Source organism: Nostoc sp. C057 (genome assembly GCF_013393925.1).
GTDB lineage: Bacteria > Cyanobacteriota > Cyanobacteriia > Cyanobacteriales > Nostocaceae > Nostoc > Nostoc muscorum_A.
Genome location: NZ_CP040281.1, coordinates 3,832,787 through 3,853,631, shown reverse-complemented (window position 1 = coordinate 3,853,631; position 20,845 = coordinate 3,832,787). Strand labels below are relative to the sequence as shown.

At 39.4% G+C, this 20,845-nt stretch carries 13 protein-coding genes; 5 read left to right on the top strand and 8 right to left on the bottom strand.

The genetic code is table 11. The features are described from left to right. Nucleotides 1-70 precede the first annotated feature (70 nt). Entirely contained in the window at nt 71-919 is an 849-nt protein-coding gene (locus FD724_RS16520; protein WP_256874289.1) for an SDR family oxidoreductase, read from the top strand. Between the two features lie 36 nt (nt 920-955). Here FD724_RS16520 and FD724_RS16515 read toward each other — a convergent pair whose 3' ends face one another. Further along, nucleotides 956-1,120, bottom strand: coding sequence for a hypothetical protein (locus FD724_RS16515; protein WP_175586448.1), 165 nt, complete (start codon nt 1,118-1,120; stop codon nt 956-958). A gap of 199 nt (nt 1,121-1,319) precedes the next feature. Between FD724_RS16515 and FD724_RS16510 the strand changes: the two genes are divergently transcribed. From FD724_RS16510 to FD724_RS16500, 3 genes are all read left to right on the top strand, one after another. Further along, nucleotides 1,320-1,628, top strand: a complete 309-nt coding sequence (locus tag FD724_RS16510) for a DUF547 domain-containing protein (protein WP_179073379.1) — start codon at nt 1,320-1,322, stop codon at nt 1,626-1,628. 62 nt (nt 1,629-1,690) lie between these two features. Further along, complete coding sequence (locus FD724_RS16505) at nt 1,691-2,521, top strand: IS5 family transposase (RefSeq protein ID WP_179072523.1); 831 nt, start codon at nt 1,691-1,693, stop codon at nt 2,519-2,521. Further along, complete coding sequence (locus FD724_RS16500; RefSeq protein WP_179073378.1) at nt 2,499-2,978, top strand: DUF547 domain-containing protein; 480 nt, start codon at nt 2,499-2,501, stop codon at nt 2,976-2,978. Before FD724_RS16505 ends, FD724_RS16500 begins: the two co-directional genes overlap by 23 nt. Here FD724_RS16500 and FD724_RS16495 read toward each other — a convergent pair. From FD724_RS16495 to FD724_RS16465, 7 genes are all read right to left on the bottom strand, one after another. After that, on the bottom strand, nt 2,963-3,718 hold the full coding sequence (locus FD724_RS16495) for a TIGR04283 family arsenosugar biosynthesis glycosyltransferase (protein ID WP_179073377.1): 756 nt from the start codon (nt 3,716-3,718) through the stop codon (nt 2,963-2,965). The genes FD724_RS16500 and FD724_RS16495 overlap by 16 nt on opposite strands. 62 nt (nt 3,719-3,780) lie before the next feature. After that, entirely contained in the window at nt 3,781-4,242 is a 462-nt protein-coding gene (locus FD724_RS16490) for a rhodanese-like domain-containing protein (protein ID WP_179073376.1), read from the bottom strand. A 77-nt stretch (nt 4,243-4,319) separates the two neighbouring features. After that, nucleotides 4,320-10,334, bottom strand: a complete 6,015-nt coding sequence (locus tag FD724_RS16485; RefSeq protein WP_179073375.1) for an AAA family ATPase — start codon at nt 10,332-10,334, stop codon at nt 4,320-4,322. A gap of 297 nt (nt 10,335-10,631) precedes the next feature. Then, entirely contained in the window at nt 10,632-11,939 is a 1,308-nt protein-coding gene (locus FD724_RS16480; protein WP_179073374.1) for an MFS transporter, read from the bottom strand. A gap of 52 nt (nt 11,940-11,991) precedes the next feature. Continuing rightward, complete coding sequence (locus FD724_RS16475) at nt 11,992-13,137, bottom strand: PepSY domain-containing protein (RefSeq protein ID WP_179073373.1); 1,146 nt, start codon at nt 13,135-13,137, stop codon at nt 11,992-11,994. 48 nt (nt 13,138-13,185) lie between these two features. Further along, nucleotides 13,186-13,326 carry a hypothetical protein gene (locus tag FD724_RS16470; RefSeq protein WP_179073372.1) on the bottom strand — a complete coding sequence of 47 codons (141 nt, stop codon included), beginning with the start codon at nt 13,324-13,326 and terminating at the stop codon, nt 13,186-13,188. Between the two features lie 81 nt (nt 13,327-13,407). Beyond that, nucleotides 13,408-16,089: a TonB-dependent siderophore receptor gene (locus FD724_RS16465; RefSeq protein WP_179073371.1), complete on the bottom strand. Its 2,682-nt coding sequence runs from the start codon at nt 16,087-16,089 to the stop codon at nt 13,408-13,410. Nucleotides 16,090-17,310: 1,221 nt separating this feature from the next. Here FD724_RS16465 and FD724_RS16460 point away from each other — a divergent pair. Continuing rightward, nucleotides 17,311-20,820 carry a condensation domain-containing protein gene (locus FD724_RS16460; protein WP_179073370.1) on the top strand — a complete coding sequence of 1,170 codons (3,510 nt, stop codon included), beginning with the start codon at nt 17,311-17,313 and terminating at the stop codon, nt 20,818-20,820. Nucleotides 20,821-20,845 lie beyond the last annotated feature (25 nt).

The following is a 20,845-nucleotide window of genomic DNA, read 5'->3' as shown; positions in this document are numbered from 1 at the left end:
TGTGGATTCTGCTTGCAGTATGCGTAAACCCTCCGAGTTTAAAAAATCATGTATGTAGAGAGGCGAAGTTGTGCCTCTCTACATCCCACTCAACCCCTTAATATCCATGTCCAAAACAGTTTTCATCACCGGAACATCCAGTGGAATTGGGAAATTCACCGCCATATACTTCGCGCAACAAGGCTGGAACGTTGCAGCCACGATGCGAAACCCCAGCCAAGACCAGAATTTCCGTGAATTTCCTAACATCAAAGTATATTTTTTAGATGTTACAGATAATAACAGTATTCAAACTGCGATCGCTTCTGCCATCCAAGATTTTGGTCAAATTGATGTTTTAGTAAATAATGCTGGTTATGGTGTAGATGGTGTATTTGAAGCCATGACTGATGAAATAATCGCCAAACAATTCAATACCAACGTCTTTGGGTTGATGCGAATCACACAAGCGATTATTCCCCATCTGCGTCAACAAAGCGGTGGCACTATTATTCAAATTGCCAGTATGGGAGGAAGAATTACTTTCCCCTTGTATAGCATTTATCACAGTTCAAAATGGGCGGTAGAAGGGTTTAGTGAAGCTTTGCACTATGAATTAGAACCATTCAATATCAAAATTAAAATTGTTGAACCAGGTGTGATTAAAACTGAATTTTATGAAAATAATCGAGCGATCGTGCGTGATGATTTGCCCATGTATCAACCATTAGTAGATACTGCACAAAGGGTATCCCAAGAAGCGGGAAGAAAAGGAGAGCCGCCAGAATTAGTTGCTCAGGCAATATTTAAAGCAGCCATTGATCGTAGTTATAAAATGCGCTATCCCGTTGGTCAACCTGCGCCGATTTTGCTTATGCTACGTAAATTATTGCCCGATTCTTGGTTTTTTTCCATCATCAAACGTATTTATAAAGTATAAATATGCCTAGTTGAAAATTATCTGCTTACCTAAGATTTACCACAATATAATTGGTAAACCTGCAATGATAGAGGCAATACCTGTCCAAAGAGTGAACTGCTCAAGATTTCCTTCATCCAAAGCAAGACTCATTTGCTTAATTGCTGATAATAGTCCAGCTAATAGTAGTACAAAGAATGCAAAATATCTCAAAGCAATCATACTTTGCCCTACTTGAATATAAAAGTAAACATAATAGGTTTCTAACAGGCTCTACCATGTTTTTCTGTTTCAGATTTAGCACTTTAGAGGCTAAATTATTAAACCAATTCTCAATTTTCAACGCCACCGTGTAATAAATTTGTATATTTGTAGTAGGGATAGGATGTTTTTTTACTGGAAGTTCCTAAACACAGCGATAATGATTGATTTTGAACCTTGGGATAGGTTATTGCGTCAGTATGTTGATCAACAGGGTCGTGTAGACTATTTTGCTTGGAAAACAGAGCAACCTCAAGCGCTAGGAGATTGGTTGTCCAGTCAAACAAATCTGGATTTTCCATCTAATTGCAGCACTTTTGAGCAATTGGCATTGTGGATCAACCTTTACAATGCGTTCACTATTTCGGCAATTTTGGAGATGTACCCACTTGAGTCAATTCGTCCGCGAATCTTAGGCATTCCGAACTGGCTGGCTTTTTTGTGGTTTTTCCAACGTCGTAGTTATTAGACCTCTTGCAAAAATATTTTATGGTATGATGTAAAGTTTTGTCGCTTGAATCAATACTACTTATGCGATACGAGCAAACAAAAAAGTTATCGAATCGGCAGTTCAAACGTTTGGTCGGGGTACAACGACGTACTTTCGATGAGATGGTTAAGGTATTAGAACATACAACCAGTTTTAAGCAAACACGAGGTTATCCGAACAAGCTAGGCTTGGAAGACCAAGCTTTAGTTTGCCTACAGTATTGGAGAGAATATCGGACTTACTTCCACATTGCTAGTGACTGGCAAGTATCAGAATCAACGGTTTGCCGGATAGTACATTGGGTTGAAAGCACATTAATCAGTTCTGGAAAATTCCGTTTAGGAGGAAAAAAGTCCTTGTTGATCTCATCACAGAAACCGAAAACAGCTGTGATGGATGTAACAGAGAGTCAAATTGAACGTCCGAAACACGGGCAAAAACGCTTTTATAGTGGTAAACAAAAACGGCATACTCTCAAATCTCAATTGATAATTGACCTAACAACCCAAGAAATTCGTTGTATTGTAAACGGTTCTGGCCGCAAACATGACTACAAACTATTTGTAGAGAGTAAGGTTCGTTTTCACTCCGAAACCGAAAGCTTAGAAGACAGTGGCTACCAAGGAATTTCTAAATTACACACTAATAGTCACTTACCTCAGAAGAAACCTAAAGGAGGTAAGTTAACCAAGGAACAAAAGCAATCCAACCGCGCTTTAGCGAGTCGCCGAGTAGTGATTGAACATGTTAATCGGCGTTTAAAAGTTTTTCGGATTTTAAGTCAGCGCTACCGCAATCGTAGGAAACGTTTTGGATTGCGCTGTCATTTAATTGCTGGGATTTATAATTATGAAGTTCAAAAAGAAGCCTAAATTTCTCTTGGATTTAGTCAGCCCTCAATCATACCACAAAACTTTTTTGCAAGAGGTCTATTATATATTTGGCGAACGTTACAGTCTAGCCCAAATAGAGAACTCTATTCTGCGGGAGAAATTACAGGAGCCGCGAATTCATTTTGCAATTGTCTGCGCTTCGGTTGGTTGCCCATTACTGCGTGCTGGAGCTTATTTTCCTGACCAAGTTACTCAGCAGTTAGATGAAGACGCTCGTCGCTTCATTAATAATCCTGAAAAAGTCCATTATGACTCAGATAGTAAAACGCTCTACTGTAGCAAAATCTTTAAATGGTATCGTCAAGACTTTCTCAAAGTTACATCTTCCATTCCAGAATATATCCGCTCTTACCTAGAAACAGATTTGCCTTTGCAAGCCTCAACGCCGATTTCCTACCTCTACTATGACTGGAGCCTGAATCAGCGAATATCTTGATAAAATTGTTTGAGATAATTTGCATCAACGCCAATCCCCCACAAAAAACCGATATAAAGGTAAATTGCAGTTGCTTTAAAGCTACCCCATTTTGCGACGCGTCGATCTGAAGATTGCACAATCCGGTTTACCTGATAAATACGCCCTTTTTTAACCAATTTCAGGCATAAATCTCCATCCTCCATAATCGGCAATGCCTGATCAAATCCATCGCAATCCCAAAAGTCAGCACTACGACAAAACATTACCTGATCTCCAAACAAAAGACGTAATCCTCGAAAAAACAGGTACGGTTTAAATAACAGTGGTGCGTAATAGGTTTTTAGATAATTATGTAGAGAGACACCCCAGCGAGTGGTTTGAGATCCACTCATCAGAGAAATAAACCCACCACAAGCAATGGTTGGCTCTGCTAAGGTTTGCTCTATTACAGTGATTAGGTCATCCGGCACCCAAGTGTCTGCATGAAGAAAGCAAAGAATATCTCCAGTTGCAGCCGATGCACCGTAATTCATCTGAATAGAACGCCCACGCTGCTCAGATGAGATAACTTGTAGACATAGCGACTGATCGAATAACCCAAAGCATTGTTTTGCAACTGCCACTGTCTCATCTTCGCTGCCACCATCTACCACTATCACTTCCTTTGCAGGGGGATTAAGTAAAGTCAGTTGGCGCAATGTACGCCTTAAGCTAACTGCTTCGTTTAAAGTCGGAATGACAATCGAAACTTGAGACATGCAGCAAGAGTAGTTTTATTAGGAATTTGATGCTAGGACAAACAAATGTATTTACTTAAAATTTACCACTCCTGAGCATGGTTTGTAGCTTTTAGCAGTTTTCCCCATATTGCATTATAAGGATGTACAAGTTGTGTCTGATGCTCGTCTTTAAAAATAAGCCTTCCTTCATTTGCCCACTGAAAAATCCCACCGCTTAAGTTATAAACGCACTTCATCCCGGCTTGATCAAGCTGTTGCGCTAATTTGGCGCTCCGGTAGCCAACAGAACAGTAGATAACAATTAGTCTATCTTTTGAAACTGTTGAAAGTTCTGCTAAGTCAGGTGTTAGATGATCTATACACACTGCTGTTTCGATATGGCTTACCCCATATTCTGTTTGACTTCGTGCATCTAGCAGTAATGGCCGTGGCTTTGCAGAATTCAACAGTAATTGAGCTAATTGGTTGCAATTAATTTCCTTAACAGTAGGAAACTGAAATCTGATCAGAAGTTTAAGAAAGTTAAATGTGAGCGATCGCACTTGTAAAAATACCCTCCGCTAATGACTGCTCGTTCTTCCTCTGTTAATTCCTGTTTTCGACCAAGTTAACTTTAAGTCTAAGCCAGAATCGGTAAGGTAATCACAAATTCTGTTCCAACGCCTGGAGTAGAATTCACATTCAAAGTTCCGCCATGTTTTTCTATAACAATGGATTGAGCGATCGCTAATCCTAATCCTGTTCCTTTACCAACACCTTTTGTAGTAAACAAGTGGTCAAATACTTTTTGCTTGACTGATTCACTCATGCCTTGACCATTATCAGCAATCTTCACCTCAATCTGTTTGTCTTTCAATAAGGTGGTAATTATAATCCGATTCGGATTGGCTTTAATCTCCCTAAAACTTCGATCTGTATTTGATTCATCCAAGGCATCAATAGCATTCGCTATAATGTTCATAAATACCTGATTCAATTGACCAGGGAAACATTCTACTTGAGGTAAATTATCAAAGTTTGTGATAACTTCAATGGCGGGACGTTGTTCATTTGCCTTCAAACGATGTTTGAGAATAAGAATGGTACTATCAATGCCTTGGTGGATATGGAAAGGTACTTTGTAGTCTTGATCGGCACGAGAGAAAGTGCAGAGACTGGTACTGATATTTTTCAGCCTGTCACAGGCTATCATCATTGAATCAATCATCTTGGGTAAATCTTCTAAACTATATTCCAAGTCGATTTTTTCGGCATGTTCAATAATTTCCGCTTTTGGATTTGGCAAACTTTCTTGATATAATTTCAGATGTTTAAAAATATCTACAAATACAGGTTTACTTTGCTCAAGGCTAGCAGAAATAAAACCAAGAGGATTATTCATTTCATGAGCTACTCCCGCTACGAGATTTCCCAACGCAGACATTTTTTCATTTTGTACTAATTGAAGTTGAGTTTCTTTAAGATATTGGAGTGTTTCTTCTAATTGGGTTGCTTGTTGGCGAGTTTCCAGCAGGAGATCGGTTTGTTGGAGCGCAACTCCCATTTGTGCAGCAATTTGTTGGGCAAATTCAATCTCAGAAGGTTGCCACTGATGTGGGTATTCGCATTGATGAATACAGAGTAAGCCCCAAAGTTCATCATCTTGCATAATTGGTACAACCAATGATGCTCTAATATTAAACTGTTGCAAAATTGCCCGATGACAATCTAAAACTTCTGCGGTTTCAATATCCGACATTGCACAAAAGCGTCCCTGTTTGTACAGAGTTGCATAGTTGTCTCCAAAACAATGGTCTTGAATTTTTACAGCTAAACCAGAAGGAAATTGCGGTAGGACATCTTCGGCAATAAATTCGCCATATTCATAATTTACTCCAAGATGAAATTGATAAATTCCGACGCGCGAGACATTAAGAATTGAGCGAAGATTTTGAGTTACTGCACCAAAAATTGCATCTAAATCTAAAGACTCTCGGATTTGGTTTACAACATTAAATAAGGTTTTTTGCTGCTGGAGAGATTGTTGAATCTGTTGAGCTTTTTCTTGAGATTCTTGATAAAGACGAGCATTTTCTAGAGAAATGGCAGCTTGCACAGATAACATTTGGATAACTTTAATGCGATCGCTAGTAAATACCCCTGCCACTAGTTTATTTTCTAAATAGAGAATGCCTACTAAGTGTCCTTGATTAATAATCGGCGTACAAAATACACTCTGGGGTTGAAATTCGAGCAGATATTCTCCAAGTAACCCGGCTATCTCTGTTTGGCAATTATCTATGACAATGGTTTGTTGAGTATTTTTGACATAATTGATAATCTTTCTAGGGATATCTTCACAAGTATCTACTGCTTGTGACTTGAGAATAGTTTGTATTGGAGTTAAAAAACTGTTTTGGTGATTAATAAAAGTAATTGCCTTGACTTTTAAGTTTCCATTTTCAGAAAGAATTAAGGCAAATTTATGGGCACCAGAGTTTTCGAGAATAATTTTCGTCAGGCTAGCAATAATTTCATCCAATTCAATGCTACTAGAAATAGCTTGAGCCGCTTTCAGAATAGACATAAAGTCTAAGGCATCGGAAATATTTGTGCTACTAATAATGGAAGTTTGACCGGATAAAGATATCGAACTGGGGGCAATACTAGCAATTGTTTCTAGGGAATTAAAGCTAAGTTGGTGTTGATGTAGGATGGGTTGAAGTAATTCAGGATAGCGTTTTTCTAAATCATCGGTTTTAGCTTTTGCTCCCCATCGGGCGTAGCAGTAGTAAGCTTCTTGCATATATGCTTGAGCTACTTTTTCTTTGCCCCAATCAAGGTAAAATTTAGCTGCTAGTTCGTTAGCCAGAGCTTCTTGCTGAATGTACTCATTTTTTTTGGCTCCAGCGATCGCGCGATCGTATAAGTCAATTGCCTCAAATCGTTGACCTAAGACCCAATGACGCTCTGCCTCTACTAAATCAAATTTATGCTGAAAATTCATCGGTGCAATTATTGCTCGAACTTTTAGGTGTTTTTGATTTTCGTCAACCTTCAAGAGCAATTTTGCTTGTTCAGAAGATTTAGCTTTAGAATAGACAGATAGACGAGCCAATGAGTCGTAGTAATGGAAAACAGACACAGATAGCATTCCTGCACCACCTTTAAGGTAACGCTCTCCTTTGTCTCCATTGCTAACTGCCGCTAGAGGATCATCAAACAAGTAGCTAATAATTAACTTAATTAGATAAAATTCATGGAGTGTAAACTCATCATTTTCCTTAAGTAGAGCAGGTAAGATTTTTCCTTCATCCCAGTATTTATCAATTAATAAATCTGAATAATGGCTATATTCAGTTATAAATTCAATTGTCCTTTTAAGAATACTAAATCGCATCAAAAAAGATTCACCAGTTGCAAAGCTAGACTCGAAAATTTTGATTTGTTCTAGTAAAGTTTTTAAATCTTCTACACTCATTAAATAGGTATAAAAAAGTCGGAAAAAAGTTGAGACGATCATGTGTACAGAATCTCCAACTTCTAATCCTAAAGTATAAGATTCTTTTAATAAATTGATGGTATCTCGGACAGGTAGCTTGTTGAACTGATTAAATGCAGCTACTTTGAAACTAGTCATACTTTTCAGAGATTTTGCATCAAACTTCTCTACAATTTTTAAAGCTAACTGCCCAAACTTATAGCCTTTTTCTAGTTGATTTAATACCGCATTTAAAACAATGCCAAAATCAGCATATCCTGGTGCTGAAAGTGCTATATTGCCGTATTTAAGTGATAAGTTAACTTGTTCACAGGCAATAATTGGAAATAGGTGGGGAGCAGCCTGATGGACAGAGGGAGTGAGGCTGATCATAATTTTCAGGGCAACTAAAGCTTGAGGATCAGTCATCAAAGGTAGCTCAATTAAGCTTTCTATTTGGCGCTCTCCCAGTGTTGATAAAGTGTTTTCTATAGCTTGATGAATATCTGAAGTAGTAACAGATTCAAATAAGGGTATTCCAAGCTGTCGGAGAGTTTGACACCCAATATCAATCGCTTTAATCATCTGCCCTTGTACTTGATAATACTGGAGCTTAATTTCATAAACTTTTACTTTATCTAAAAAATTTTTCGCTCGTTGTATCACTACTTCAATTAGCGATTCCATCTGCTCAAATTCATTACTGATAAACGCAACTTCGGCAGCAGCGTGATATAAATCTCGCGTTAAATCATGAGCATTTTCCCAGCCATCACTAATTAATAACTGAATTCCTTGATTGAAATATTGTAGAGCTGCACCATAAGCAATCGCTTCTTTGGCTTTGTGACCTGCCTTGAGATTTAGTTTAGCTAATTCTTGACGTTTACTTGGCTGGTTAATGAGTGGAATTCCATAATTTAAATGACCGACAATCTCAAAAATATTCTCTGACTGCTGGGCTAATGATGTATTTTTTAAAATTAATTGCCCAATTTGGAGATGGGTCAACTCTTTCTGTTCTTTGGGAATCAAAAAAGAAGCAGCTTGTTGAATGCGATCGTGCAAGAATTTGTATGTGACTGTCTTTTCTTCTAAGCTATCTTCAACCGTTTGTGTGTCTATATTATTTGTTATATGACCGTTATTTTCTAAAAATAAATCTTGATGAAAACTATAATTAGCACTAGTAGGTAAAATTAATCCTTCTTGCAAAGCTTTCCATAAAATAGCTGCTGTTTCTGTTTTTGATTTTTCTGAAACTATTGCCAAAGTTACTAAATCAAACTGATTCCCAATACACGCAGCTAACTGTAAGAGTTGTTGAGTTGATTCAGGAAGCTTACGTAATTGACACACCATGAATTCTACAACATCATCTGTAACTGCTTGCTGATTTACTTGTGTAATTTCATATTTCCAACAACCCGAATCAAGGTCAAATTTAATGAATTCCTCTTGATGCAATACTTTGATAAACTGTGTTGTGAAAAACGGATTACCTTGAGTTTTTTGATAGATCGATTGTGAAAGAGGTGATGCTACATTTTCTGTACATTTCAGTGTATCAGCGACTAACTGATTCAATTGCCCTTGACTTAGTGGTGTTAAAGTAATTGTATGAATCGGTGCTTGCGTTTTTTGAATCTCGCTCAAAGTCAATATTAATGGATGTGCTGGATTGACCTCGTTATCACGATATGCACCAATTAACAATAGATGACCTGTATCAGCAATCAATAATTGCATTAAGTTCAGGGATGCTGAATCTGCCCATTGCAAATCATCTAAGAATATTACTAATGGATGTTCAACAATAGTAAAGACTTGCGTAAATTTTTGGAATAATAAATTAAATCTATTTCTGGCCGCAGTTCCTGATAATTCTGGTGCGGGTGGTTGTTCACCAATAATTTTTGATAATTCCGGGATGACTTCAATAATTACCTGTCCATTCTCCCCAACAGCTTCTAATATCTGGTTTTTCCATTGCTGGATTTGAGCGTTGTTTAGAGTTAATAATTGCCAGATTAAATCTCGAAATGCTTGCACAAAAGCACTCAAGGGAATATTCCGTTGAAATTGGTCAAATTTCCCTTTGATAAAATAACCGTGTTGGCGCACAATCGGTTTATGAATTTCGTTAATAACCGCAGTTTTTCCGATTCCTGAAAAACCAGTAACCAACATTATTTCAGTTGCACCTTTGCTTACTCTTTCAAATGCTTCGATTAAGGTGGCTATTTCAGTTTCTCGTCCATAGAGTTTATCGGGGATAATAAAGCGATCGCACACATCTCTTTGTGCAATTGGGAAACTCTTAACTTCACCAGTTTTTTGAAGTTGAATTAAACAATTTTCTAAATCAAATTTCAGACCCAATATACTTTGATAGCGAGATGACGCATTTTTTTCCATCAATTTGCTAACAATCTCTGAAAGAACAGACGGAATTTGTGGGTCAATTTCATCTACTAATGGTGCTGATTTAGCAATGTGACAATGTACCAATTCCATCAGATCATTTGATTGAAAAGGTAATTCACCTGTAATTAATTCATAGAAGGTTACACCCAAAGAATAAAAGTCGGTTCGGTAGTCAATCCCCTGATTCATTCTTCCTGTTTGTTCTGGGGAAATATAAGCCAGCGTCCCTTCTAATACATTCGGACTGATTAGCGTTTGGGTTTCTCGTGATAATAAAGAGGCAATACTAAAGTCAATGAGCTTTACTTGCTTAGTTTCAGGATTAATTAATATATTGGCTGGTTTTATATCTTTATGAATAATTCGATGGCGGGAAAGTATATCTAAGACATCACACAGAGATATTGCAATTTTTAAAAATTCCTTTAAGGATACAATATTATCGTTAACGAAATAATCCTTCAGGGAAATTCCCCCAAAGTCTTCCATCACTAATATATAACCATTCTGATATGCTTCCAAGCTGTAAGTTTGAATGATTCCGGGATAGTTGAGATTTTTGGTAATGGTGTACTGATTACGAAATTGTACGAGTTCGCTAAAGCTAGGATAAGGATTTTTCAGCAGTTTGATGATTACAGGTAAGGAGTCAGTTTCCTGGAAACCACGATAAATAAGAGTTCTGGCACTATCATAAAGTTGTTCGTTAACTTGATATCCAGGAATACTGAGTTTGGTGCTAATCATGCTGGACTTTATCTTTAAGACTTTTACATTTAGTATTCCCAGATGCCTAAATAAATTTACTTTAACGACTAGCTACTTATAAAACCAGATTCACCACGCTTGAAATGAAACTAAGCACAGGGGTTGACATTCAATACTTCTCGGTTAAGGGGAAAAGGGGAAGGTGAGGTCCCCTCTGGGGATAAGGGGCGGGGGGAAGGGGAAAGAAAAAACTTTTAACCCTTACCCTTTACCCAAAATCCGATTCCGAATTAAAAATGCACAAAGCGAGAAGTATTGGATTGACATTTGCTGTCACTATTTCCGCAGTGCTGTATTAGCATCATGATCGGGCAGTATAGTTTCTACGTTACGCAAAGTGCGGAAAGCATATCCACTTAAGCCAATAAGTAACATCCCTAGCGAAGAGATGAAGTACAAAACTGCCATACCTGAACCTTTTCCCGTGCCGAATATCCAGCCTAATATGGGTGCAAGGCTACCATCTGGCATCATTGCAGGTTCAAAAATATAGTCGGCTAGTGGCCCAGCTATCAAATAAGCAACCGTTGAAGCAATCAACGTTACAACCTTTAGAGTCGCAAAAACACGTCCTTGTATCTGAGGATTAACCTTGGTTAGCCAGATAGCATCACAGGAACTGCCAAGTATGGGAAAATTTAGAGATGAACAGAATTGAGCTGGAATCCAAATCAATGGTGTCTTAGCTAGACCAAAGATAATTTTGCCCAAACCAACACCGATTATACCAAGTAGCACCCCATCTATACGACGCTTGAAACCACCCCAGCTATTGATGAGCAATACCCCAACTATTCCACCAATTCCTGCTGCTGAGGCTAAAGTACCTAACACCTTAGCATCATTGCCAGTCAGCGCTAGAACCATCGGTGAATAGATTGAGAGTCCAAAGTCATAGGCAAATGTAAATACAAATGCTAACACTAGCATGGCAAGCAAACTTGGACGTACAGCAATGTAATGCCAACCAAAGTAAATCTCCTGCTTCCAATTAGTGAAACTTTGATTGTTTCTTGTTGTCATACTAGGTTGTGGGATATGTACTCCTAAAACTGTGGTGACAGCGAATACAAAACTCACAATATCGATAATTAATATCCCAACAAGCCCAATAACTGAGTAGAGAATGCCTGCTAGTGTTGGTGCGATAATACTAGAACCGTAATCAGCTAAAAATCTCAGACTGCTAACACGACTGTAGTGCTGCTTGGGCATCATTGTAGATATGGATGTTGAGTAAGCCAGTTCTTGAACTACCTCAAAAATACCTTGGATAGCGACAGCTAAGTATAAATGCCATAATTGCAGATGTGTAGTTGAATAAAGTAGTAAGACAGCGATCGCGACAACACCACTGACTGTATCCCCAACTATCATCAGATATTTACGGTTCCAACGATCTACAATAAACCCAGCGATAGGAGCCATCAATACTTGTGGCAATTGTGCAAACAACCCAAACAACGCTATTGCTGTAACCTGATGCGTTAGTTCCCATATCCAGATAGTGAATGCGAAGCCAGTCATCCCACTACCAATAATAGAAACGGTTTGACCAAGCCAAATAATGATGAATATACGCACTTGTATGAGTCTTAAATTATAGGTTTGTGGCGGTTGGCAAATTAACCTTCAATTAATCTTGATGGTTCTTTGATAGCTCTATTACCTGATTGTGGCGGACAGATTTTTCTCGGTAGCGATGTTGGTACATGACAAAGCCACTTATAAATAAAATTAAGGGTGATAATCCGACAAATACGTAGAGAATGCGCGTGGATAAACCACCAAAGGTACCATAGTGTAGGGGAATAAAAGAGTTGAGGATGCGATCGCCCAATGGCATTTTTAAAGCATTATCAACTCGCAAAACTTTACCCGTGTACTGGTCAAGATAAACATTACTCTGACCACGTTCTGCATTTTCCTGGGGTAGTTTAAAGCTAATTGTCAAGCTATCTTCAGGTTGACTAGGGAAGGAAATACTCTTGACCATAGCACCTGGCAAGGCAGCATCAGCAATTTTTAGTTGTTCTGTAAGTCGCAACGGTAATTGACCAGGTTTGGGCACAGAAACCGGTTCTGGTTGCTTTTTGGTAAATGTTACTGCATAGATGATGGGTTCGGTGAAGTCGTAGAAATTCCAGCAGAAGCCAGTAAAGGCAGTCAGCGTCAGGAACACCACTGTAATAATGCCTACTACTTTATGAATGTCGAAGTTCAGCCGCTTTGGATGAGCATTCCACTTGATCTTGAATCCTGCAATCAGCCTGCGCCATCCAGGCCAGAGAATGACACCCGTAATACTCAGAACGAGCAACAGGAATGCTATAACTCCCACGATGGTCATCCCAATGTCTCCAGCCATCAGATTATAATGGAGTTCATACAGCAGAAGAATCAATGTTCTGTCCGATCGCTCACCCATGATTGCACCAGTATAAGGATTGACAATAACATCTATCCCTTTGTCATCAGGAGCAACGAAGGCAAACATAATTGGTTCATTTGGCTCTGAAGGGATATAAACTTTATTGAGTTTTAAGTCCTTTCGGGATGAATCATATTCCGCTTTCACAGTATTTACGACTGACTCTAGAGGCAGTGGCGCTTCTTGGGGAGAGATATGTCCAAACTGTTGGGCTACTAAAAAGTGGTTAATTTCCTTCTGAAAGACTAATAAACTACCTGTCAAGCCAATTATAATCAGCACAAATCCCATAGCTAAACCGAGGTAGCGGTGTAGAGTAAATGCCCAGTTACGGAATGTTTTGGATTTCATTGCAGATACCCTTTACATACATTGATTACCCTTCTCATTCGAATGGCACTAAGTTAATCGCAAAGCCCTGATATAACTTGCTTTTTGAGTGTGGGGAGTGTGGGGGGTAAGACTTCTTCCACGTCCTCCCACACCTCCCACACCTCCCACACCCTGTCCTGACGAGGTTTCACCTTTTCTTAGTGCCATTCCCTTCTCATTCCTCCTGATAAAGGGGAAGAAAACTGATTCCTTCTCCCTCGCCTTACTAAAAGGAGGTTTAAAGAGAATTTAAAAACTGAATGAAATTGTGCCCTGAACTGTGAAAGGTGCTTGTGGGAATACATAAAAGCCGTTGGTTTCGTAGTATTTCACATCAAACAGATTTTTGAAATTGAGTGCGGCTCCCCAATCATTACGTTTGTAGAAGATAGTCGCATCGGTTCTAACATAGGAAGGAAGAGTAAACGGATCGCTTTGGTTAGTAATGCGATCGCCTATAAAAAATAACCCTGCACCAAAACCGAACCCTTGCAAATCACCACTCTGGATTTCATAAGTTGTCCATAGACTAGCGCCATGATAGGGTGCATTTACCAACCGCGAACCTTTCAAAGAAGGATCGTTATCTTCGCTGACATAGGCATCATTTAAAAAACCAGAAGCTATTATCTTCCAACCGGGTTTAATTTCTCCTGCGACATCCAGTTCTATTCCGCGACTTTTTACCTCTCCGACTGCGAAGAATACATCAGGATTATCAGGATCAACTGTTGGTATATTAGTCTTTGTAATATCATAAGCTGCTAACGTCAGCGATATCTGAGGGCTGAGATCGGCTTTAATCCCGACTTCATACTGAGTACCCCGCGAAGGCTCCAGCGCTTCTCCATTCGACCTAAAATTATTGGGTACAAAGGAACGGCTATAACTGACATACAGCGAGATTGGTTCTATTGGCTGATAAACTAATCCGACACGCGGTGAAAAGGCTGTATCATAAAAATTAGATTCTTCTGGCTCGCTACCATTAACTGTGTCAGGAATGAATTTATTATTGTAATCAACAAAATCATATCTGCCGCCGACTAGCAATTTCAAATTTGGTAGCAATGTTACTTGGTCTTGTAAATAAATTGCTGCTGTATTTGTGGTTGAATCGGACTTTACTGCATAGGTAAAACTTTCACGGGATGGAATTTCATATCCATAGACAGGAGCGAAGATATTTAGTGATGAAATACTTGCTTGATCGAGTGAATAATTACTAATGCTTCTACTGAATTCCACACCAAAAAGTAGCTGATGCTGAATTGATCCAGTTTTGAATTCACTAATCAAATCGGTTTGCAGCGATAAATCGTTACTTTCACCAGGAGAAAGACCTGTAGAGTAGTCTCGCGATAAGGTATCGCCAACTAACTCATTAGGATTAATGTGGGTATCATTTGTCTCAATAAATTGACCAGATAAATTACTCCGCAGACGCAAGTTTTCATTAAATCGATGGTCTAGGGTTAAAGCAAAGCGGTTATTTTCAATATTAATCGAGTCGCTTGGTTCGCCTAAATTCCGGCTGATAGGGAGGTCAAGAAAAACACTGTTAGGTAAAAAACCACGATCAAATACTCTATTGACCTTTGTGTATTCGTATTCTAGAGAGATGTTTGTGGCATCATCAATCTTGTAGCTGACAATGGGAGAGATAGAGAAAACATCCCCATTGACAAAATCACGAAAACTACCAGAGTTTTCATAGGCAATATTGAGACGATATAAAAGATTTTTCTCTGGAGTCAGGGGCCCAGAAATATCAATGGACGAACGATAAAAACTGTAACTTCCTACTGTAAATTCGCCTGCGTAGTAGGGTTCATTTAACGGTTGTTTTGTGACGTAATTAACAATACCACCTGGTTCAAATTGACCATACAGCACTGAAGCTGGGCCTTTTAGAACTTCAACCTGTTCGACATTTGCGCCATAGATAAAAGCATTTTGAGTTTTGAAGCCATTTCTCAGGATGTTTGAGTTGAGAAATCCCCGAATCGTTAAGTCATCTACAGCGCCACTATAGCCTGTTCCCACCGATACACCAGACACGTTACGGGCTGCATCTGAAATCCGAGTGATTCCCTGCTCCTCAATTACTTGTTTGGGTACAACTTGAATGGACTGAGGAATATCGCGCAGTGGGGTGTCGGTTCTGGTTGCAGTTGATGTTTCAGGTACACGATATCCATCAGGATCGCCCGTCACTACTAGTTCAATCGGTTCATCACTCGCCGCAGAAGGTTGACTTGGCGGAGTTTCTGTTTCTGACTGATTTGCTTCAGGCTTTTGTGGTGTTTGTGTTTGTTGTCCTTGGGATGTGGAAGACGTAGCACTAGCCACACTCAAAATCAAACCCTCGTCAGGACTGTCAAACAACTCTACAGTCGGTACACTCGCTTCACCAATCACCGTGACTCGGATAGTATTGGCATCAAAGTTTGCGACCGTTATCTCAGTAATACCTGCAATTGGCCGCTCCGAGCGAAATGTGAATGTATCACCTGAAGGTAAACGTAATTGTGCGTTGGGAATATCAGCGATAAAATTATTGCCCGAACTGCGATTCACCAGTTGTAATTTTTCACCAAGGGCAGTTTGTAAAATCACTTCCACTCCCTGAGTGGTGGGATTAGCCTTAACTGCACTCACTGGGACAATTTCCGTGGTACTCCCTTGGCTGAGTTGTGGTGGTTGTCGAAGTATCTCTGCACTCTTGCCAGGATGTACTAACTCACTTATTCGTTGAATCTCTCTGATTGGTTCCCCAGTAAATGGTTGATTGGAATTAGCATCTGTTGGAGTTGACTTGAGATGCTCTGATACACCTATCCCTACTTCTTCACTTCTAGCAGCAGTTGCGATCGATACAGTCAAAGAGCTTGTCAATAACAGGTAGGGAAGCAATTTTTTCAGTTTCATTCCAATCCAGATCCTCACGGTCTACTAGTAGCCTTAGAACTTAATAGAAAAGTTTTTCATTTCAAATCTGAAATTAAACTATTTTAGCCACAAAGTAAAGTGACAATATATCGCAAGATATTTGACAGTCTTTATCAAGATTTTCTAGCTTATAAAGCTAAAAGACAGCTAATAGCTGGAATAGATATAGTTAAAATAATACAAGTGCAAGATAAGTGTTACTAAAGAAAATGTTGTCCTAATCAATATTTGGAAGGCTTTAAAATATTTTTACCAAATAAAAACAGTATAAAATTATACTAATTTTGCAAACAAAGAATACACCGAATTTCATCTGAATGGAATGCAATAAATTGATTACCTATAGCTCAAATGCGTTTAAACGCACTTAAATTAAAGAAAATAAGATTGATCAGGGCTGATGGGTTAGACTCTCTATCAATTTCCCAACGACTAAAAGGATGTTTGAAAAGTCCTCTTCTTGGTAACAAAACGTTTAGATCCCCCTAAATCCACGCCACATGCTCCACTTGGGGAGACCCCAAGACCGCAGTGGCTCCCCTTAAAAAGGGGGACTTTGACTCCGGTTCCACCCTTTTTAAGGGGGGTTAGGGGGGATCAATGAGTGCCTAAAATTACAGCCAACTACTTTTCAAACAACCTCTAAAGCCAAATCAAGGTTTTTAAACCCACGGACGTTAGTAATGCCTCGTACAAAAGGGGTTTATAACCGCTTTTTTAATGTTAAATTGACACCTATCAGTAGTACCTTGTCCCTGTGATGGTCTGTATTCTGACTGATTAAGCATTGCTCTAACTTGCTGCGATCGCTGACAGAAAATCAGCTTAATCTACGGAAGATCAGGTTATAAAAATATAATCTATTTACACAAATCAATAAGAATTACCTATCAATAGCTAGTTGCATAAAGCGATACTCTCCTCTAAAGTAAGCAGAGTACTTGAAAATTGCTCTCAATAAAAACCTTAAAACTTTATTGAGTTGAAATTTGCAATAGCGTCTAGTATTTCGCTAAGGACTCCTTTGTTTAGGCTCTCCTAAAAGAGGTAAAAAGCCTTAGCTAGTAGAAAGTCGGAATTGTGGGATGAAAACTTACCTGTGGAATGCGATCGATATTTGCGTTCTCATTTTGGCAGGATAAAAGTTGAATGTATCGCAGCAGTATTTAAGCAAGAGTGCATCTAGTTGTGGAAAGTCAAATGGCTATACAAATCAAGGACTTTAAAGGAATTGACCCTAACTTCACAATTGTTGATCTTCTGCATCAAAGAAGCTTGACACAGCCAGATACAATTGCTTTCACCTTCCTTGAAGATGGAGAAACTCAAGAATCAACACTGACTTATCAACAACTGGTGAAGCGCTCTTGTGCGATCGCATCTCAACTCCAAGCTTTAAATTTAAATGGGGAACGAGCCTTATTACTTTATCCACCTGGACTAGATTACTTAACTGCTTTTTTTGGTTGTCTATACGCTGGAGTTGTTGCAGTTCCGGCTTATCCACCTCTCAACCAACGCAAAACACCCAGAATAAGCGCTATTACTAAAGATGCACAACCTAGCATTGCTCTAACTACAACAGCGATGCTCCCGACATTACAATCCATATTTGCACAAGCAGCAAACCTAGAAAGTCTCCAGTGGTTGACTACAGATGATATAGCGCCAGGTTTAGAAGATGCTTGGCAACAAACTCAAATCAATCCAGATACCCTAGCTTTTCTGCAATATACATCGGGTTCTACAGGGATACCAAAGGGAGTCATGCTTAGTCACGGCAATTTGCTCCACAATGCCGCCATGACTTACCAAATTATGGAACATTCTCCTAGTAGTAAATTTGTTTCTTGGCTGCCTGTTTACCATGATATGGGATTGATTGGTGGCATTTTGCAACCTCTGTATGGTGGATTTCCTTGCATCTTGATGTCCCCAACAGCTTTTTTACAACGACCTTATCGTTGGTTACAGGCAATTTCTTACTACAAAGGTACAACTAGCGGAGCCCCTAACTTTGCTTATGAATTGTGCATTCAAAAGATTACCCCTGAGCAAAAAGAAACCCTTGATTTAAGTAGTTGGAGTGTTGCATTTAATGGTGCTGAACCCATTCGGCAGGATACTTTAGAACGGTTTGCAGAGGCTTTTGCAGAGTGTGGCTTTCGCCGGGAAGCATTTTACCCATGTTACGGGATGGCGGAAGCAACCCTGATGATTTCTGGGGGGGTAAAGAAAGCTGTACCTCCTTGCATAACAGTTGTCAAATCGGCACTTTCCAGAAACCGGGTTGTTGAAGCAAATACTGATAGTGAAGATATTCAAAGTTTTGTCAGTTGTGGACAAACTTTACCACAACAACAAATTGCGATCGCCAATCCAGAGACTCTTACCCCTTGTCAACCTGACGAAGTTGGAGAAATTTGGGTATCAGGCCCTAGTGTTGGGCAAGGTTATTGGCATCGGCAACAAGAGACGGAGCAAATATTTCACGCCTACCTCCAAGGCACAGGAGTTAGCACAACATTAGGGCCATTTTTACGTACTGGTGACTTAGGCTTTTTGCACAATGGAGAACTCTTCATTACAGGTAGAGCCAAAGATTTAATTATCATCAGAGGTCGTAATCTTTATCCACAAGATATCGAACTAACTACAGAATGCAGCCATCCATCATTGCGTTTAGGTAGCTGTGCAGCTTTTGCAGTGGAAGTTGCTCATGAAGAACGGCTGGTAGTGGTGCAGGAATTGGAGTTTCGTGCCAAACCAAATTTTGAAGAAGTTACTGCCGCAATTCGTCAGGCTGTTGCAGAAGTACATGAGGTGCAAGTATATGCAGTAGTACTAATCAAAGCAGGTAGTATTCCCAAAACTTCTAGCGGCAAAATTCAACGCCGTGCCACAAAAGCCAATTTTTTGGCAAATAAACTGAAAGTTATCAGCCAGAGTATCCTGGATAGTGCAGATGACCTTGAGAACAAGACAAATCTGAGCCGTGAAGCAATTATGGCAACAGCGCCAGAAACCCGCCTACCATTGCTGATATCTTACTTACAAAAACAAATTGCTCAGATATTAAAAGTTGAAGTTTCCCAAGTGAAACCAGAACAACCACTAAATAGCTTGGGAATCGATTCCTTAATAGTTTTCGATCTAAAAAATCGAATTCAGGTAGATTTTGAGGTAGCAATATCCGTTGAAGATTTTTTCCAAGATGCTAGTGTCGTTCTGCTAGCAATGCAAATCCTTTCTCAATTAACAATTACAAAATCTTCAGAACCACTGCTACAACCGATTTCTCGCAATCAAGAACTACCCCTGTGTCTGTCCCAAGAGCGCTTGTGGTTTCTTAACCAGTTAGAACCTAATAACCCCTTCTACAACGTTCCCATTGCAATACGTTTAACTGGGAAACTTCATCAGGCGACATTAGAACAAAGTCTTAACGAAGTCGTACAGCGTCACGAAGCCTTGCGAACTAGCTTTGTATCTGTGAAAGGGCGACCAGTTCAGGTGATTACCCCAAGTGTGAAGTTGACACTACCAGTTTTGGAATTACCAGAAGCAACTGTGGCTGAGGTTTTGCGCTTCGCCACAGAGTTCGCTCAAAAACCCTTTGATTTATCACAGTCGCCACTGCTGCGAGTTCAACTTTTGTATTTGAAACCAGAGGAGCATATATTGCTCTTGACCATGCACCACATTATTGCAGATGGTTGGTCTATTGGTATTCTGATTCAAGAACTAGCAGAGATTTACCAAGCTATTTCTCATGACTTACCCTCTCTACTTCCTAAACTTCCCATCCAGTATGCAGATTTTGCTGATTGGCAGAGAAAATGGCTACAAGGAGAGATTCTTCATACCCAACTTGATTACTGGAAACAGCAGTTAAGCGGTAATCTATCAGTACTGCAACTGACTACAGATAGACCCCGACCAGCAATACAAACCTTCGCGGGTAAAAAGCAATTTCTAGCATTTCCCAAAGCTCTAAGTGAGGCAGTAAAAGAATTAAATCAGCGAGAGGGTGTCACTCAGTTTATGACACTCATAGCAGTATTTAAGACGTTGTTGTACTGTTATACAAACCAGCAAGAAATCTTAGTTGGTTCGCCGGTTGCAGGTCGCACTAGAGCAGAAACTCAGGGGATAATAGGGTTTTTTATTAATACCCTGGTGCTACGTACAAATCTATCAGGTAATCCGAGTTTTCGGACTTTATTAGGGCGGGTACGCGAAGTGGCTTTGGGTGCTTACGCTCATCAAGAATTGCCCTTTGAAAAGTTAGTGGAAGAATTACAACCAGAGCGGGATTTAAGCCACAACCCATTGTTTCAAGTGATGTTTATTCTGCAAAATGCTCCCATTCCATCTATAGAATTTCCAGAGCTAACTCTGCATCCCCTAGAGGTTGATAGTGGTACATCTAAATTTGATTTGAAATTCAGTATTTGGGAAAGTACAGAAGGATTTAACGGCTCATTAGAGTATAAAACAGACTTGTTTGATGACAAGACTATTGGGCGAATGATTATTCATTTTGAAATTCTGCTACGCAATGTTGTTGAACAGCCAGATATCAGACTGAATGAGTTAGCCGAAATTATCGTTACCTCTGACAGAGAACAACAGCAAATTAAAGAGAAAGAGCTAGAATTTACCTCATTAGAAAAGCTGAAGTTAACCAAGCGTAAAGTCATTAATTAATAGAAGATAAAAATACATTGGAGTA

Excerpts from the sequence above, each read along its gene's own strand:
- FD724_RS16515 (WP_175586448.1), bottom strand. The coding sequence starts at position 1,120 with ATGATTGCTTTGAGATATTTTGCATTCTTTGTACTACTATTAGCTGGA.
- FD724_RS16510 (WP_179073379.1), top strand. The coding sequence starts at position 1,320 with ATGATTGATTTTGAACCTTGGGATAGGTTATTGCGTCAGTATGTTGAT.
- FD724_RS16505 (WP_179072523.1), top strand. The coding sequence starts at position 1,691 with ATGCGATACGAGCAAACAAAAAAGTTATCGAATCGGCAGTTCAAACGT.
- FD724_RS16500 (WP_179073378.1), top strand. The coding sequence starts at position 2,499 with ATGAAGTTCAAAAAGAAGCCTAAATTTCTCTTGGATTTAGTCAGCCCT.
- FD724_RS16495 (WP_179073377.1), bottom strand. The coding sequence starts at position 3,718 with ATGTCTCAAGTTTCGATTGTCATTCCGACTTTAAACGAAGCAGTTAGC.
- FD724_RS16485 (WP_179073375.1), bottom strand. The coding sequence starts at position 10,334 with ATGATTAGCACCAAACTCAGTATTCCTGGATATCAAGTTAACGAACAA.
- FD724_RS16475 (WP_179073373.1), bottom strand. The coding sequence starts at position 13,137 with ATGAAATCCAAAACATTCCGTAACTGGGCATTTACTCTACACCGCTAC.
- FD724_RS16470 (WP_179073372.1), bottom strand. The coding sequence starts at position 13,326 with ATGGCACTAAGAAAAGGTGAAACCTCGTCAGGACAGGGTGTGGGAGGT.
- FD724_RS16465 (WP_179073371.1), bottom strand. The coding sequence starts at position 16,089 with ATGAAACTGAAAAAATTGCTTCCCTACCTGTTATTGACAAGCTCTTTG.
- FD724_RS16460 (WP_179073370.1), top strand. The coding sequence starts at position 17,311 with ATGGCTATACAAATCAAGGACTTTAAAGGAATTGACCCTAACTTCACA.